This is a genomic window from Paracoccus litorisediminis (genome assembly GCF_009711205.1).
GTDB classification, from domain to species: domain Bacteria; phylum Pseudomonadota; class Alphaproteobacteria; order Rhodobacterales; family Rhodobacteraceae; genus Paracoccus; species Paracoccus litorisediminis.
Map to the genome: position 1 here is coordinate 240,429 of NZ_WMIG01000002.1, position 15,183 is coordinate 255,611.

At 64.8% G+C, this 15,183-nt stretch carries 14 protein-coding genes; all 14 read right to left on the reverse strand.

Features of this window, described 5'->3' with window-relative positions; translation table 11 throughout:
- Nucleotides 1-19: 19 nt before the first annotated feature.
- The 14 genes from ftsH to GL300_RS06605 all read right to left on the reverse strand — a co-directional run bounded on the left by ftsH (nt 20) and on the right by GL300_RS06605 (nt 15,132).
- A complete protein-coding gene (ftsH, locus tag GL300_RS06540) occupies nt 20-1,918 on the reverse strand; it encodes an ATP-dependent zinc metalloprotease FtsH (RefSeq protein ID WP_155038808.1) in 1,899 nt (632 codons plus the stop codon).
- 60 nt (nt 1,919-1,978) lie between these two features.
- Complete coding sequence (gene tilS, locus GL300_RS06545) at nt 1,979-3,262, reverse strand: tRNA lysidine(34) synthetase TilS (RefSeq protein ID WP_155038809.1); 1,284 nt, start codon at nt 3,260-3,262, stop codon at nt 1,979-1,981.
- Nucleotides 3,252-4,190, reverse strand: a complete 939-nt coding sequence (locus GL300_RS06550) for a tol-pal system YbgF family protein (protein WP_155038810.1) — start codon at nt 4,188-4,190, stop codon at nt 3,252-3,254. Before GL300_RS06550 ends, tilS begins: the two co-directional genes overlap by 11 nt.
- Entirely contained in the window at nt 4,190-4,696 is a 507-nt protein-coding gene (gene pal / locus GL300_RS06555) for a peptidoglycan-associated lipoprotein Pal (RefSeq protein WP_155038811.1), read from the reverse strand. Before pal ends, GL300_RS06550 begins: the two co-directional genes overlap by 1 nt.
- A gap of 21 nt (nt 4,697-4,717) precedes the next feature.
- Complete coding sequence (tolB, locus tag GL300_RS06560) at nt 4,718-6,043, reverse strand: Tol-Pal system beta propeller repeat protein TolB (RefSeq protein WP_155038812.1); 1,326 nt, start codon at nt 6,041-6,043, stop codon at nt 4,718-4,720.
- 60 nt (nt 6,044-6,103) lie between these two features.
- Nucleotides 6,104-7,654 carry a protein TolA gene (locus tag GL300_RS06565; protein ID WP_155038813.1) on the reverse strand — a complete coding sequence of 517 codons (1,551 nt, stop codon included), beginning with the start codon at nt 7,652-7,654 and terminating at the stop codon, nt 6,104-6,106.
- A 4-nt stretch (nt 7,655-7,658) separates the two neighbouring features.
- Nucleotides 7,659-8,126 (reverse strand): ExbD/TolR family protein, encoded by a 468-nt coding sequence (locus GL300_RS06570; protein ID WP_155038814.1) that lies wholly within the window; start codon nt 8,124-8,126, stop codon nt 7,659-7,661.
- Complete coding sequence (gene tolQ / locus GL300_RS06575; RefSeq protein WP_155038815.1) at nt 8,126-8,821, reverse strand: protein TolQ; 696 nt, start codon at nt 8,819-8,821, stop codon at nt 8,126-8,128. The genes GL300_RS06570 and tolQ overlap by 1 nt, the downstream gene beginning before the upstream one ends.
- Nucleotides 8,822-8,920: 99 nt before the next feature.
- Entirely contained in the window at nt 8,921-9,325 is a 405-nt protein-coding gene (gene ybgC, locus GL300_RS06580; protein WP_155038816.1) for a tol-pal system-associated acyl-CoA thioesterase, read from the reverse strand.
- Between the two features lie 98 nt (nt 9,326-9,423).
- Nucleotides 9,424-9,999 carry a hypothetical protein gene (locus tag GL300_RS06585; RefSeq protein ID WP_155038817.1) on the reverse strand — a complete coding sequence of 192 codons (576 nt, stop codon included), beginning with the start codon at nt 9,997-9,999 and terminating at the stop codon, nt 9,424-9,426.
- 98 nt (nt 10,000-10,097) lie between these two features.
- Nucleotides 10,098-10,727 carry a 3-oxoacid CoA-transferase subunit B gene (locus GL300_RS06590; RefSeq protein WP_155038818.1) on the reverse strand — a complete coding sequence of 210 codons (630 nt, stop codon included), beginning with the start codon at nt 10,725-10,727 and terminating at the stop codon, nt 10,098-10,100.
- Nucleotides 10,727-11,431 (reverse strand): CoA transferase subunit A, encoded by a 705-nt coding sequence (locus GL300_RS06595; protein ID WP_155038819.1) that lies wholly within the window; start codon nt 11,429-11,431, stop codon nt 10,727-10,729. The genes GL300_RS06590 and GL300_RS06595 overlap by 1 nt, the downstream gene beginning before the upstream one ends.
- Before the next feature lie 130 nt (nt 11,432-11,561).
- Entirely contained in the window at nt 11,562-14,165 is a 2,604-nt protein-coding gene (gene topA / locus GL300_RS06600) for a type I DNA topoisomerase (protein ID WP_155038820.1), read from the reverse strand.
- A 127-nt stretch (nt 14,166-14,292) separates the two neighbouring features.
- Nucleotides 14,293-15,132, reverse strand: coding sequence for a ferredoxin--NADP reductase (locus GL300_RS06605; protein ID WP_155038821.1), 840 nt, complete (start codon nt 15,130-15,132; stop codon nt 14,293-14,295).
- Between the last annotated feature and the right edge of the window lie 51 nt (nt 15,133-15,183).

Consider the following 15,183-nt stretch of genomic DNA (forward strand, 5'->3'; position numbering starts at 1 on the left):
GAGATAGGGATAGTTCGCCTTAGCCTTGCGGCTGCGGGGACGGCTCGGCGCTTGCCGGTGCGCTACCCGCACGTGGGATCGCGGTCACAGAAGGGATGGACGAGCCGGGCGTGTCGTCGTCGCCGCCCAAGGCTTCGCCGCGGATGATCTTACCGATATCCTCGCCGGTCAGGGTCTCATATTCCAGAAGCCCCTTGGCCATACGCTCGAATTCCTCGGTCTTTTCGGACAGGATACGATAAGCGTCCTGATAACCCTGCTCGATCAGGTCATGGACCTCCTGCTCGATCAGTTCCTTGGTCGCCGCCGAGACCGAGAAGCCGCCGGTATTGCCGGAATAGCCCTCATGCGCCTCGGCATAGTCGATATTGCCGACCTTGTCCGACATGCCCCAACGCATGACCATCGCGCGGGCCAATTGGCTGGCCTGCTGGATATCGCCGGCAGGACCGTTCGACACGCCCTCTTCGCCGTATTTGATGATCTCGGCCGCCTTGCCCGCCATGGTCATGGCCAGCTTCTGCTTGGCCTCGTCCTTGTGGAAGTTCAGACGGTCCACCTCGGGAAGTGAGACCACCATGCCAAGCGCGCCGCCACGGGGGATGATCGTCGCCTTGTAGACCGGATCGCATTTCGGCAGGCTCAGCCCGACGATGGCGTGACCGGCCTCATGGTAGGCGGTCTTTTCTTTCTGCTCAGGCGTCAGAACCATGCTGCGACGCTCGACGCCCAGCATGACCTTGTCCTTGGCATTCTCGAAATCTTCCATCGTGACGAAACGGCGACCCAGACGTGCGGCCATCAAAGCAGCCTCGTTCACGAGGTTCATCAGGTCCGCACCCGAGAAGCCGGGCGTGCCGCGCGCAATGATGCGCAGATCGACATCGGGGCCGACGGGGACCTTGCGCGAATGCACGCCAAGAATCTTCTCGCGGCCCTTGATGTCGGGGTTCGGGACATAGATCTGGCGGTCGAAGCGGCCGGGGCGCAGCAGCGCCGGGTCCAGCACGTCCTTGCGGTTGGTGGCGGCGATGATGATGACGCCTTCATTGGCGTCAAAGCCATCCATTTCGACCAGAAGCTGGTTCAGGGTCTGTTCGCGTTCGTCATTGCCGCCGCCGATGCCCACGCCACGGGCGCGGCCCACGGCGTCGATCTCATCGATGAAGACGATGCAGGGGGCGGATTTCTTGGCTTGCTCGAACATGTCGCGGACGCGGGATGCGCCGACGCCGACGAACATTTCCACGAAATCGGAACCCGAGATGGTGAAGAAGGGTACGCCCGCCTCACCCGCAATGGCGCGGGCCAGCAGGGTCTTACCGGTACCGGGCGGGCCGACCAGCAGCGCGCCTTTCGGGATCTTGCCACCGAGGCGGCTGAATTTCTGCGGGTTGCGCAGGAATTCGACGATCTCTTCCAGTTCTTCCTTGGCCTCGTCGATGCCAGCCACGTCGTCAAACGTCACGCGGCCATGCTTTTCGGTCAGCAGCTTGGCCCGCGATTTGCCGAAGCCCATCGCGCCACCTTTGCCACCGCCCTGCATGCGGTTCATGAAGAAAATCCAGACGCCGATCAGCAGCAGGAAGGGCAGCCAGACGCCCAGAAGCGACATGAAGCCGGATTGCTGCTGCCGCTCGACACGGACTTCGACGCCCTTGCCGATCAGGCGGTCGGCGATTTCCTCGCCCTGCGGACGGACAGTGGAATACTGTTTTCCGTCCTTGCCGGTGATGCCGATTGTCTCGCCGTCGATAGTGACGGCCGAGACCTGATCTTCATCAACCCGCTGGATAAAGTCAGAATAGCTGATCTGGCGGCTGTTCATTTGCGACGAGCCATCGCTGAACAGATTGAACAGCGCCAAAATCATCAGGAACAGCACCACCCAGAAGGCGATATTGCGCGCGTTGCCCAAAGGCAGATCCTCCAAGGGTAGACAGGCTTTGGCCTGAAAATAGGGATTCCGGCGTCAGGTTCAATGAGTATAGAGCAAAGCCCGGAATTCAGGCAGCCCACGAAGTGACCGAACGGCATATTCCGGCTGCGGTTTCAGCAGGGGTGCGGCGATCAGATCGTCGCCCTGCCAGATGCCGGGAGTGGCCGCAGCCTCATCGCGCAGCAGGCCGGACGCACGCCAGTTCAGCTCTGGCAAAAGGTCGTGCCCCAGCGCGCGGACCTGCTGGCCGGGCACAAGGCCCGAGATATGCCAGCGCCCGTCCCACAAGGCCACGCCATCCGCATCGGCCATGACAGGGCTCGCACGCAGCGCCGCCGCGGGCTCTCGGTACAGATGCAGCCAGTCGGCCCTTGGCTCGGCAATCACGCCGTCCAGCGTGACACGGGGCGCGCGCGCCAAAGCGCCAAGCGCATGCAGCACCGCCTCGCGCCGGGGGGGATAATCCGCACCCGAAACAAATCGCAGCCCTGCGACAAGAAGTCGCCGGCGGATTTCCAAAGGGGCGCGGCGAAACGCGGTCAGGGGCAGCTTCAGCCCGGCATTCCGGGCTTCAGTCCCGTCGGCGACCTGTATGGCGAAATCCTGCAACGCATCCCGCGCCATCGCCATATTCGCGCCGGTCTGGGACAATTGCCGTGCGGGCAGGTCCAGCAGCGCCAAGGCCTTGCGGATACGAACGCGGTCGTAATCCTCGTTCTCGTTCGAGGGGTCGTCGATCCAACCCACCCCGCGCCCGGTCAGCCAGCCGCGCAATTCGGCCCGCGACAGGCCCAGCATCGGGCGCAGCCAGCGCATGCCAAAGGCGCTGCGGGTCTCGGCCATGCCCGCCAGCCCGTCCACGCCCGAACCGCGCGCCAGGCGCATCAGCAGGGTCTCGGCCTGATCGTCCAGCGTATGGCCCAGCAGCACGGCATCCAGATTGTTGCGCTGCGCCCATCCTGCCAGAAGCCGCAGCCGGGCATCACGCGCCGCAGCCATCAGGTTCCCGGCCTCGCTGTCCCGCTGCCAAAGCAGCGTCGCATGGGGAATTCCCAGCGCCGTCGCGGCACGATGCGCCTGACGCGCCTCATCGGCGGCTTCGGGACGCAGGCCGTGATCGACGGTCGCGGCCATCAGCACGCGGCCCTGCCCCCAGCCATGCACCAGATGCATCAGCGCCACGGAATCCCCGCCCCCAGACAGGGCGATCCCCAGCCGCGGCATATCGCCCGCCAGACGGGTCAGCACATGGCCGATAGATCGGGCAACTGGATCGTTCGGGGGAGTGTCCTCGGTCCGTGACGGACCGGGATCACTGGCCATCGGCCAGATCCGCGGCGGCCTCGGGGTCCATCATTTCGGGATCGGTGGCCAGCTCGCCCTCGAATGCACTGGCGCATTGGGCATCGGTCATGCGCTTTTCAGCCTCAGCCGCCTGCGGCGCGGCGGGGAAGCGGGCAAGGATTTCCTGCAGATAGAAGCAGCCCTGTTCGGCACCGCCCTTGGCGCCCATGGCGCGCGACAGGCCCAGAAGCGAATCCGGCGCCTGCGGGCCGTTCGGATTGGCGGCAAAGCTTTCCAGCCATGCCAGCCCCGCCCCCGACAGATCGCCTGCGGAATCCAGCGCTGCCCCGCGCAGGAACAGCGCCTCGGCGGTCAGCGGACCCCCGGCATGGGCCTGCGCTACGTGTGCGAAGAGATCGGCTGCCTGACGAAAGTCACCTTGACCGAGCACCTCCCGGGCCCGGTCAAAATCAGCCTGCTCCGCCGCAGTGGGGGCCCCGGCCGCAAGGGTGTTTGGGGGGGTGGTGGCGGGCGCGTCAAGCGCGCCCTGCTGGTCCGAGGACGGCAGCGGGGCCGAGCCGCCCTGCTCGCCCAGCGTCGGCGTGGTCAGGCTGCCCAGATCGCAGCCTTCTTCCATCTCGCACAGGCGGAACTCGATGTCGCCGATGCGGGTGGTGCCGTCCTTGACGATACGGTCGATGCGGTTCTGCAACTGCTCGGTCTGGCCGGTCAGTTGCTGCAACCGCGCTTCCATCGCGTTCATGCGGTCGATGGCGCTGTCGCCGCCAGCGGCGGCAAAGCCTGCGGGACCTGCCGCGACCAGCTCGCCGCGCAGGCTTTGCAGGTCCGCCGACAGCTGCGACAGCTCGGCGCGGACATCGGCCAGCGTCTGCTTGTCCTGCGCCGCGGCGGGCAGCGCGGTCAGCGCCAGCCCTGCGGCAAGGATGATGCTACGGAATGCGCCCATCACATGCCCGCTCCGGGGCTGACCACGGTCACCGCGCGGCGGTTCTTGTTGTAGCATTCCTCGGTCGAGCAGACTTCCAGCGGGCGCTCCTTGCCGTAGCTGACGGTGCGCAGACGGCCCGACGTCACCCCCTGCGAGATCAGGTATTCCTGAACCGAGCTGGCACGACGCGCACCGAGGGCAAGGTTGTACTCCCGCGTCCCCTGCTCATCCGCATGACCCTCGATCAGGGCCGAGTAGCCCTGGTTCTGCTTCAGCCAGCCGGCCTGATTGGCCAGCGTGGTACGGGCTTCCGGGGTCAGGGTGGACTGGTCCACCGGGAACAGCACGGTGTCGCCCGCCGTCGCCTTGAAGTGCTCGGGCGTGCCGGGCAGCGTGCCGACGCCCACGCCCTGATTCATCTTGGCATAGGGGTCGTTGACCATGGCACCCTGCTGGGCCGGGCGCGAACACGCGGCCATGGTCAGCAGCGCGCCCATCGCCGCAAATTTCACGAAAGTCTTCATAATCCTGTCCAGTCCCCGCGGTTACGGCAGCAGAGGACCCCAATCCGGGTCCGAAGCCGCCCCATTCAACTTGACCGGTCGCATGTTCCGCCCGGTGATGTCCACCGAATGAAGCCGAGGCTCGCCGTTTCCACCGGGGGTCACGCGGGTAAACATCACGACGCGCCCATTGGGGGCCCAAGACGGGCCCTCGTCAAGGAACGATTCGGTCAGCATTTTTTCTTCCGAGCCATCAGTGCGCATGACGCCGATGTGGAATTTCCCGCCCACCTGCCGGGTGAATGCGATCATGTCGCCGCGCGGCGACCAGACCGGGGTGCCATAGCGCCCGTCGCCAAAGCTGATGCGCTTCGGTTCACCGCCGCTGGCCGACATGATGTACAGCTGCGGCACGCCCGAGCGGTCGCTTTCAAAGACGATCTGGCGACCATCCGGGCTGAAGCTGGGCGAGGTCTCGATCGAGGGCGCATTGGTCAGCGCGCGCTGCGCACCCGAAGCCGCGTCCATCTGGAAGATGTCGGTATTGCCGTTCTTTTCCAGTGAATAGACGATCCAGCGCCCATCGGGCGAGAAGCGCGGCGCAAAGCTCATCGTGCCCTGTTCGCCCGCCAGCGCCCGCGCGCCCAGCGAGTTCACATCCATCATCATCGCCTGTGGGAAGCCGCTGGCATAGCTGGTGTAAAGCAGACGCGAGCCATCGGGCGAGAAGCGCGGCTTCAGCACCAGCGTGGAATCGTCGGTCAGGTATTTGATATTCGCGCCATCGTAATCCATCACGCCGATGCGTTTGCGGCGCGCGTCCTTGGGACCGCTTTCCTGCACAAAGGCGACGCGGCTGTCGAAATAGGGACCTTCGCCCGTCAGGCGGGCATAGACCTGATCGGCGGCCTTATGCGCGGCGCGGCGCCAGTTCCCGGTCGAGGCGTCGAACTGCATCCCGTCGCCCAGCGGCTGACCGGCAAAGACGTCGAACAGGCGGAACTTGACGATGACCTTGCCGCCCTCGACGCGGACCGCGCCGGTGATCAGCGCCTGCGCATTGATCGCCTTCCAGTCCTCATAGGCCACCGGGGCCTCGAAGCTTTCCGGGCGCGCGATATGGGCCGAGGCCGGGATCTCGCGGAACAGGCCGGTGCCGGTCAGGTCGGCGGCGATCAGACCCTGCACCTTGGCCAGCAATTCGCCCGCGCCGCCCTCGTCGTGGAAGCTGGCGATGGCGAAGGGCATCGGCTCGATCACGCCGTCGGTGATCTCGATCCGCAGCGGCCCGTCCTGCGCGAAGGCCGGCGCGGCAAGGCCAAGACCCGCAAGGGCCATGGCGGAGGTCAGGAAAAGTTTACGCAACATGTGTCGCCCTCGTGAGGTCTGGTTGCAGGGTAAGGCGTCGGGGTCAGGTATGCCATGGCGCTACTTGATCGTCGCGTTTCCACTGGGATTGAAATCGATGATGACATCTTTCCAGCGGTTGTATTTGTCCGCCGGCAGTTTGTAGCCGTTCCTGCCGCACATCAGGATCGCCCGCCGCGCCGCCTCATAGGCCTGCTTGGCGGCAGCTTCCGAGGCGCCGTTATGGTCGATCATCTTCAGCGAGCCCGATTCCGGCTTGCCATCCGCCGACATCGAGAAGCTGACCGAAACCTTGGTCCGGCTGGCTTCGGTCGAAAGCGAGCCACGGTTCCAGCAGGCCTCGACCGCAACGCGGAAGCCGTCCTTCTCGCCCTGGCTCAGCGGCGGGCCGCTGGCGGCAGCACCGCCCCCGCCTGCCCCGGCCGAGCCCTCTTCCTTCTTCTTCTCTTCGGCTTGGGCGGCCTTTTTCTTGGCGTCGGCAGCAGCCTTGCGCTCGGCTTCAGCCTTTTCCTTGGCCTTGGCCTCGGCTTCGGCCTTTTCGGCAGCCTTCTTCTCGGCGGCGCGTTTTTCCTCGGCGGCCTTCTCGGCAGCGGCCTTTTCCTCGGCCTCTTTCTTGGCCTTGGCTTCGGCGGCGCGTTTCTCGGCCTTCTCGGCGGCGGCTTTCTCGGCAGCGGCAGCCTCGGCCTTGGCCTTCTCGGCAGCCTTCTTCTCGGCGGCAGCTTTTTCCGCTTCTGCCTTCTTTTCGGCGGCGGCAGCGGCTTCGGCTGCCTTGAGTTCTTCGGTCTCGGCAGCCTCGGCAGCGGCCTGACGGCGCGCGCGTTCCTCGGCGGCGGCGGCATCGCGCGCGGCCTCGGCCTCTTCCTTGCGCTCGGTCTCGCGGCGTTCCTCGCGGGCGCGCTCTTCGGCCTGACGCTTGGCGGCGGCCTCCTCGCGGCGGGCAGCGGCAGCCTGCTCGGCGGCGGCTTCCTCGGCCTCGCGGGCCAAGGTCAGCTCGCGCTGACGCGCGGCCTCGGCGGCTTCGCGGCGGGCCTGCACGGCTTCGGCCAACCCCTCGGGGCGACCGTTCGGACGCGCGGATTCGATCGGAGCCTGCTCGGACCGCTGCGGGATCGGTGCCGGAGCCTGCGGCTGCGCCGCCTCACGCGCCGGATTGGGACGCGAGGCACTGGCGGGCAGTTCCGCCGGATCATCCGAGGACGCTGGCTGGTTCGGCTGCGGTGCCAGAGTGGCGACCGCGACGGGACGCGATTGGTTCTGGAAATCCGACAGGTCCGGCTGCGCCTCGGGGCGCTCGGCGGGTGCGGTCAACTCAGCCGAGTTCGCATCCGGGACGGGTGGGCTCGTCGCCTCGGGCGCACCCAGGACGTCCTCATCCGTGGGGGGACGCGGCTGTGCCGGCGTGGTTTCGGCCAGCTCATCCACAGGTCCCCGCCCTGCCGCAGCCGCGGCCAAAGCCTGAAACTCGGCCTCGGACATGGTCGCGACCTCGGCCATGCGGATGGCTTCCAGCGGCTGCGGGCGGAACAGCGCGCCGCCCACGACCGCAAAGCCGAGCAACCCGGCATGCGCGACACCCGAGACCCAGTAGCCGATACGGTCGGAGCGATCCATCGCCCTAGCCTTCGGTATTCTGGCCGTTCATCCGGGGGCCGCCCGAATCCGTCACCAGCACGATATTGTTGAAGCCCGCTGCGTTCAGCGCCCCCATCACCTCCATGATGCGGGAATAGGGGATCGAGCCGTCGGCGCGCAGATAGATCTTGTCGCTCTGGCGCTCCTGCGCCACCGCCTGCAGCCGGGTGATCAGCTCATCCTCGGGGACCTCGGTGGTCATTACCAGAATCGGCCCATCGGGCGTGACCGAGACGCTCAGCGGCTCCTCGGGCTCGGCCGGGACGGATTGCGCGGCGGTCTTGGGCAGCTCCAAAGGCACGCCCACCGTCAGCAGGGGTGCTGCGACCATGAAGATGATCAGCAGCACCAGCATCACGTCCACGAAGGGCGTGACGTTGATTTCGGCCATGGGCTGGGACTTGGCGCGTCCCCGGCCCCGGCGATCCTTTCTGACGACCCCGGCCCCCATCAGTCGTCTTCCAGCTGGCGCGACAGGATGGTCGAAAACTCGTCCGAGAAAGCCTCATAGCCGCCGACGATCCGGTCGGAATCGGCGCTGAGCTTGTTGTAGAAGATCACCGCCGGAATAGCCGCCAGCAGACCCAGCGCGGTGGCGACCAGCGCCTCGGCAATGCCGGGGGCAACGACGGCCAGCGAGGTGTTCTGCGAAATCGCAATTTCCTCGAACGCGGTCTTGATGCCCCAGACCGTGCCGAACAGCCCGATGAAGGGCGCGGTCGAGCCGACCGTGGCAAGGAAGGGCAGCCCACGGGTCAGGCGGTCATTTTCGCGGTTGATGGCGACGTTCATGGCGCGGTCGATGCGGGCAGTCGCTCCGGCGATCAGCCCGCCATCGTCACGATGGCTGCGCCGCCATTCGGTCATGCCCGCCGAGAAGATGCGCTCAGCCGCGCCCGAGGGCTGATCGCCCACCCGGTCGAACAGGTCGTCCAGCGGCTGGCCCGACCAGAAGGCGCGGTCGAAGCGGTCGGCCTCGCGCTTGGCGGCATTGTACGAGATGAATTTCTGGATGATGATTGCCCAGGCCCAGAACGAGGCCAGGATCAGCATCACCATCACGATCTGGACGGTCAGCGACGCGCGCGCAAACAGCGCGATCAGAGAAAAGTCGACCGGCTGACCGGCTCCGGCGAGTTGTTCCATGAATCAGGCCTGTGATTTTGGCCGCTGCTTCGCGGCTTCTGGCCTTGCGGATTAGCAGCAATGACGCGGCCAGACAAACCCTGCCGCGTCAATTCTGCGTCAGGAACAAGTGCTTTCCGGCCCGCCCAGCCGTGAGGTCACATCTTTGGGCATCCGCACCGGTCGTCCGGCCTCGGTGATACAGACCAAAGTGACCACGGCCGAAAACAGCAGCTGATCGCCGCGCCGCACCTTCTGACACATGATGATCCGCGCCGCGCCCATTTCGTGGATGCTAGATTGCACGGTCAACTCATCGTCGAAACGCGCGGGCGAAATATAATCGGCCTCGATCCGGCGCACGACAAAGACCAGGCCGTCGCGCTTCATCGCCGCCTGATCGATCCCCAGATCGCGCAGCCATTCGCTGCGGGCACGCTCGATGAACTTCAGGTAATTCGCGTAATAGACGATACCTGCAAGGTCGGTATCCTCGTAATAAACCCGGACGGAGAAAAGATGCATGGATCAGCTCCTGACTTTGCGGTCGCGGGGGGCTTTCCGCCCCCGTCGCCGTCCCGGCGACTCCCCCGGAGGATATTTGACCAAGAAAGAATTGGGGACTAGCGGCGCTGCAACCGTGCGGCAAGGCGCATGGCATGGCTTTGGTCACGCGCCACGACCGGCAGGACCGGATCATAGGCAACGCGGATCAGATCGGCCAGCTCGCGCGAGGGCGTGACATCCTGTGCAAAAGTCAGCAGCGCGCGCATGACCATCACTTCGGCCAATCCGGCGGGATGGGCGTCGGCAAGGCCCCCGCCCATGTTCACGAAGGTCATGCAGGCGCGAATGCCCCCGTCGCTGTCGAAACGAAAGATACGGTACTGATCCGCCGTCTGCGCCTTCAATCGCTGCGGCAGGTCCTGCTGCCCGGTCAGCCCATCCAGATCGGGAATCTCTGCCAGTTCGTCCCAGTCGCGCACGAAAAAGCTCATCAGGTTCGCGCCCATCTCGGGATCGGTCTCGACCTGAGGATGTCCGGCATGAACCAGTGCCGCCCGCGTCACGTCACGAAAAATGGCCAGCGTCTCGTCCGACAGGCCAAAGATCACCGGCGCGACAGGCCGTCCCCAGCGTGCGCACAGATAATTGCCGTCGCGGGTGAAAAGTGCTGCGATGTCATCGGCGCCGAACATGGCCGTCCTTCTTTCTTGCGGAAATATCCTCGGGGGTGAATTGCGGCGCAGGCCGCAAGAGGGGGCGGACAGCCCCCTCGGACGTTTCAGCCCGCGCGTCAAGCGACGATCGTCGCCTCGGTTGCCGCGCGCAGTTCCGCCTCGGTCACGCCATCGGCGAGATCGACGATTTTCAATCCGCCCTCGACCACGTCGAGAACGCCCAGATTACTGATGATGCGGTTGACTACGGCCTTGCCAGTCAGTGGCAGGGTGCAGGCCTTCAGCACCTTCGATTCACCGGCCTTGTTGGTGTGGTCCATGACCACGACCACGCGCTTGACGCCCGCGACCAGATCCATCGCACCGCCCATGCCCTTGACCAGCTTGCCGGGGATCATCCAGTTCGCCAGATCGCCCGTCTCCGAGACCTCCATCGCGCCAAGGATCGCCATGGCGATCTTGCCGCCACGGATCATCGCAAAGCTTTCGGAACTGTCAAAGAAGGCCGTCTGCGGCAGCGCCGTCACGGTCTGCTTGCCCGCATTGATCAAGTCGGGATCCTCCTCGCCCTCAAAGGGGAAAGGCCCGATGCCCAGCATGCCGTTTTCCGATTGCAGCGTGACCTCGACACCTTCGGGGATGTAATTCGCCACCAGCGTCGGGATGCCGATGCCAAGGTTCACATACCACCCGTCCTGCAATTCCTGCGCGGCACGGGCGGCCATCTGATTGCGGTCCCAAGGCATCAGACGGCCTCCTTCTTGCGAGTGGTGCGTTGTTCGATGCGCTTTTCATGCTGCCCCTGGATCAGGCGGTGCACATAGATGCCCGGCAGATGGATGCTATCGGGATCAAGGCTGCCGGTGGGTACGATCTCTTCGACCTCGACGATGCAGGTGCGACCGCATTTCGCCGCCGGAACGTTGAAGTTGCGCGCCGTCTTGCGAAAGACCACGTTGCCCGAGGCGTCCGCCTTCCAGCCCTTGACGATGGCCAGATCGGCGACAAGGCCGCGTTCAAGGATATAGGTCTCGCCGTCGAAATCCTTGTGCTCCTTGCCATCCGCGATGACCGTGCCGACACCGGTCTTGGTGTAGAAGCCGGGAATACCCGCGCCACCGGCCCGCATGCGCTCGGCCAAAGTGCCCTGCGGGTTGAACTCCAGCTCCAGTTCGCCCGACAGGTATTGGCGCATGAATTCCGCATTCTCGCCGACATAGGACGAGATCATCTTCTTGATCTGGCGCGAGTCGAGCAGGATGCCCAGACCGAACCCATCGACGCCGCAATTGTTGCTGGCGATGGTCAGATCCTTGGTCCCTGCCTTGTGGATCGCGTCGATCAGCAATTCCGGGATGCCGCACAGGCCAAAGCCACCTGCCGCGATCAGCATTCCGTCCCTCAGGACCCCCTCCAGCGCGGCTTCCGCACTGCCATAGATCTTTTTCATCTACCCCTCCGCCTAGGCTTCCGAAATTTGTGGCGGGGATGGGATGCGAAGTCAACGCGCCGCACTGCGGCATGAAAAATCCCGCCCCGAACGCATCAGGTTCGGGGCGGGAGATACCGGGATTGCCGGATTACTCGGCTTCCTTGGTCTTGGCGGCGGCCTTCTTGGCCGGAGCTTTCGCGGCGGGCTTCTTGGCGGCGGGCTTCTTGGCGGCGGGCTTTTTCTCGGCCGTCTTTTTCTCGGCGGTTTTGGCCGCAGCCTTCTTGGCCGGTTTCTTGGTCTTGCCAGCCTTCTCGGTGATCAGCTCCAGCGCGCGCTCCAGCGAGACCGCCTCGGGCTCCAGATCGCGCGGCAGGGTCGCGTTGACCTTGCCCCATTTGACGTAAGGCCCATAGCGCCCGGCCAGAACCTGCACCGGGCCACCCTCGGGATGCTCGCCCAGCTCGACCAAAGGCGCGGCTGCCGCCGCCCTGCCCCGCACCACCTTCGAGGCCAGAACCTCGACCGCGCGGTTCATGCCGATGGTAAAGACCTCATCGACATCGGGCAGGTTCACATATTTCGCGCCATGCTTGACGTAGGGCCCGTAGCGGCCAATCCCCGCCTCGACGGCGACGCCATCCTCGGGATGCGCGCCGATCTCGCGCGGCAGCGCCAGCAGCGCCAAGGCGCGCTCCAGATCGACCGAGGCCAATTCCCAACCCTTCGGGACCGAGGCACGCGGCGGCTTCGGCACTTCCGCCGTCGCCTCGCCTCGCTGAACGTAAGGCCCGAAACGGCCGTTCTTCAGGCTGATCTCATCGCCATTGTCAGTGCCCAGCACCGCATCGCCGACCACTTCGCCCTCGGGACTGCTGATCGGACGGGTAAAGCGGCATTCGGGATAATTGGTGCAGCCGATGAAGGCCCCGCCCGAACGCGCGGTCTTCAGATGCAGCCGGCCCTTGTGACACAGCGGGCATTCGCGCGGATCGGTCCCATCGGCACGCGCCGGATACAAATGCGGCGCCAGCGCCTCGTCAATCGCTTCCAGCACCTCGCCGATGCGCAGTTCGCTGGTCCCTTCCAGCGCAGCGGTGAAATCCTTCCAGAAGCGGCGCAGCACCTCGCGGTAGGCGCGCTCACCCGAGGAGATATCGTCCAGTTCCCCCTCAAGGCTCGAGGTGAAATCATAGCTGACATAGCGGGGGAAATATTTCAGCAAGAAGATCGTGACCAGCCGCCCCTTGTCCTCGGGGATCAGGCGGTTCTGTTCCTTGCGGACATAGTCGCGGTCCTGAATCGTCGTAACGATGCTGGCATAGGTCGAGGGACGCCCGATCCCCAGCTCTTCCATGCGCTTGACGAGGGTCGCCTCGGTATAGCGCGGGGGGGCTTGGGTGAAATGCTGCTCGGGGGTGATGCCGCGCTTCTCGGCCTTTTCGCCCTCGTTGATCGCGGGCAAGCGGCGGCCATCCTCATCTTCTTCGTCGTCGCGGCCTTGATCATAGACCTTCAGGAAGCCGTCAAACAGCATCACCTGACCATTGGCGCGCAACCCGACCTGCGCATCCACCGAGGCGATCTCGACCGTCGTGCGCTCCATCCGCGCCGATTCCATCTGGGAGGCAATGGTGCGCTTCCAGATCAGATCATACAGCGCCTTCTGATCCTTGTCGGACACGGGCAGCTTGTCGGGCGACATGAACATGTCCGTCGGCCGGATGCACTCGTGGGCCTCCTGCGCGTTCTTGGCCTTGTTCTTGTACATGCGCGGGCTGCTCGGCAGGTATTCCTCGCCGAAACGCTTCTTGATCGCGTCGCGGGCGGACATCACCGCTTCGGGGGCCATGTCGATGCCGTCGGTCCGCATATAGGTGATGTGGCCCGCCTCATACAGCCGCTGCGCCGCCGACATGCAGGCCCGTGCGCCAAGGCCCAGCTTGCGGCTGGCCTCTTGCTGCAGGGTCGAGGTCATGAAGGGCGGCCAAGGGTTGCGGCTCGCAGGCTTGGCGGTGACACTTGCCACCTTCAGATCGCGCGCCGCAATGGCCGAGACCGCCAGCATCGCATCCTTTTCGGTCGCGATGTCGAAACGCTCCAGCTTCTTGCCGCCATAAACCGTCAGCGCCGCATCGAACTGATCGCCGCGCGGGGTCGCCAGTTTCGCATGAACCGACCAATACTCGCGGGCCTTGAAGGCCTCGATCTCCATCTCGCGGTCAACGATGACCCGCAGGGCGACCGATTGCACCCGGCCCGCGGATTTCGCGCCCGGCAGCTTGCGCCACAGCACCGGCGACAGGTTGAAGCCCACCAGATAATCCAGCGCGCGCCGTGCCAGATAGGCATCGACCAGCGGCTGGTCGATCTGGCGCGGGGCCGCCATCGCTTCGGTCACGGCATTCTTGGTAATGGCGTTGAAGGTCACACGGCTGACCTGCGCACCCTTCTTCAGCGCGGGTGCCAAGGTCTCAAGCAAGTGCCACGAAATCGCCTCGCCCTCGCGATCGGGGTCGGTGGCGAGGATCAGGTTCGGGTCCGAGGCAAGCGCATCCTTGATCGCCTTGACGTGCTTCTTCGACTCGCTCGCGACTTCCCATTTCATGGCGAAATCGGCCTCGGGATCGACGCTGCCATCCTTGGGCGGCAGGTCCCGCACATGCCCGAACGAGGCCAGAACCGTATAGTCGTCGCCCAGATACTTGTTGATCGTCTTGGCCTTGGCCGGAGATTCGACGACGACGACAGGCATGGATAATCCTTCGCTATGATTCGGGCGGGGAAAATGAGCATAGCCCGGCGCAGTGTCAACGCCGGGCTTTCATCGTTTTGAAAATACCCCACGGGGGTCCGGGGGTGTGAGACCCCCGGCAGCTACCTCAGACGCCGTCGCCGACAAAGGCCTTCTCGACCACGAATTCCTTCGGATCGCTGTTTGCACCCTCGCGCAGACCGAACCCTTCCAGCACTTCCTTGACGTCGACGTTGAAGGCCAGACTGCCGCAGACCATGGCGCGGTCATTCGCCACATCCATGGGCGGAAGATTCAGATCTTCGAACACCTTACCCGAGGTCAGGTTGTCGGTGATCCGGCCCATGAAGGGGCTCTCTTCGCGGGTGGTGGTGGGGTAATACAGCAGGCGATTGGCGAAATCCTCGCCATAGATCTCGCCCAGAAGCGGGTCGTGCTTCAGGTTCTCGACCAGCTCGCGGCCATAGGTCAGTTCCTCGGCAGTACGGCAGGTATGCATCATGATGACCTGCTCGTAGCGCTCATAGGTCTCGGGGTCGCGCATCAGCGAGGCAAAGGGCGCAAGCCCCGTCCCGGTGGCCAGGAACCACATGCGCTTGCCCGGCAGCAGCGCATCCAGCACCAGCGTGCCGACGGGCTTCGGACGCAGGATGATCTCATCACCCGGCTCGATCAGTTGCAGCTTCGAGGTGAGCGGCCCATCCGGCACCTTGATCGAGTAGAATTCCAGTTCGTCGTCCCAATTGGGCGAGGCGATGGAATAGGCGCGCAGGATCGGCTTGCCGTTGTCGCCCGGCAGACCGATCATTACGAACTCGCCCGAGCGGAAGCGCAGGGAAGCCGGCCGCGTCACGCGGAAGGAAAACAGCGTGTCGCTCCAATGCGTGACCGAGGTTACGGTCTGGGCATCGGGCAGGGTCTTGGCGGGTTTAACGGCGGCTTCGGCCACGGAGAGATCCAGTGTCATGTCAGGGTCCGGGTCTATCTAATTCAGGTGGGACCGGGGGAAAACCCCGGC

Bases quoted from the DNA above. Each gene is read 5' to 3' on its own strand.
- GL300_RS06590 (WP_155038818.1), bottom strand. From the start codon at position 10,727: ATGCCTTGGGACCGCAATCAGATGGCCGCCCGTGCCGCGCAGGAATTG.
- GL300_RS06585 (WP_155038817.1), bottom strand. From the start codon at position 9,999: ATGTTCGGCGCCGATGACATCGCAGCACTTTTCACCCGCGACGGCAAT.
- GL300_RS06570 (WP_155038814.1), bottom strand. From the start codon at position 8,126: ATGGGGGCCGGGGTCGTCAGAAAGGATCGCCGGGGCCGGGGACGCGCC.
- topA (WP_155038820.1), bottom strand. From the start codon at position 14,165: ATGCCTGTCGTCGTCGTCGAATCTCCGGCCAAGGCCAAGACGATCAAC.
- tolB (WP_155038812.1), bottom strand. From the start codon at position 6,043: ATGTTGCGTAAACTTTTCCTGACCTCCGCCATGGCCCTTGCGGGTCTT.
- ybgC (WP_155038816.1), bottom strand. From the start codon at position 9,325: ATGCATCTTTTCTCCGTCCGGGTTTATTACGAGGATACCGACCTTGCA.
- pal (WP_155038811.1), bottom strand. From the start codon at position 4,696: ATGAAGACTTTCGTGAAATTTGCGGCGATGGGCGCGCTGCTGACCATG.
- tolQ (WP_155038815.1), bottom strand. From the start codon at position 8,821: ATGGAACAACTCGCCGGAGCCGGTCAGCCGGTCGACTTTTCTCTGATC.
- tilS (WP_155038809.1), bottom strand. From the start codon at position 3,262: ATGGCCAGTGATCCCGGTCCGTCACGGACCGAGGACACTCCCCCGAAC.
- GL300_RS06565 (WP_155038813.1), bottom strand. From the start codon at position 7,654: ATGGATCGCTCCGACCGTATCGGCTACTGGGTCTCGGGTGTCGCGCAT.
- GL300_RS06595 (WP_155038819.1), bottom strand. From the start codon at position 11,431: ATGAAAAAGATCTATGGCAGTGCGGAAGCCGCGCTGGAGGGGGTCCTG.
- GL300_RS06605 (WP_155038821.1), bottom strand. From the start codon at position 15,132: ATGACACTGGATCTCTCCGTGGCCGAAGCCGCCGTTAAACCCGCCAAG.
- GL300_RS06550 (WP_155038810.1), bottom strand. From the start codon at position 4,190: ATGGGCGCATTCCGTAGCATCATCCTTGCCGCAGGGCTGGCGCTGACC.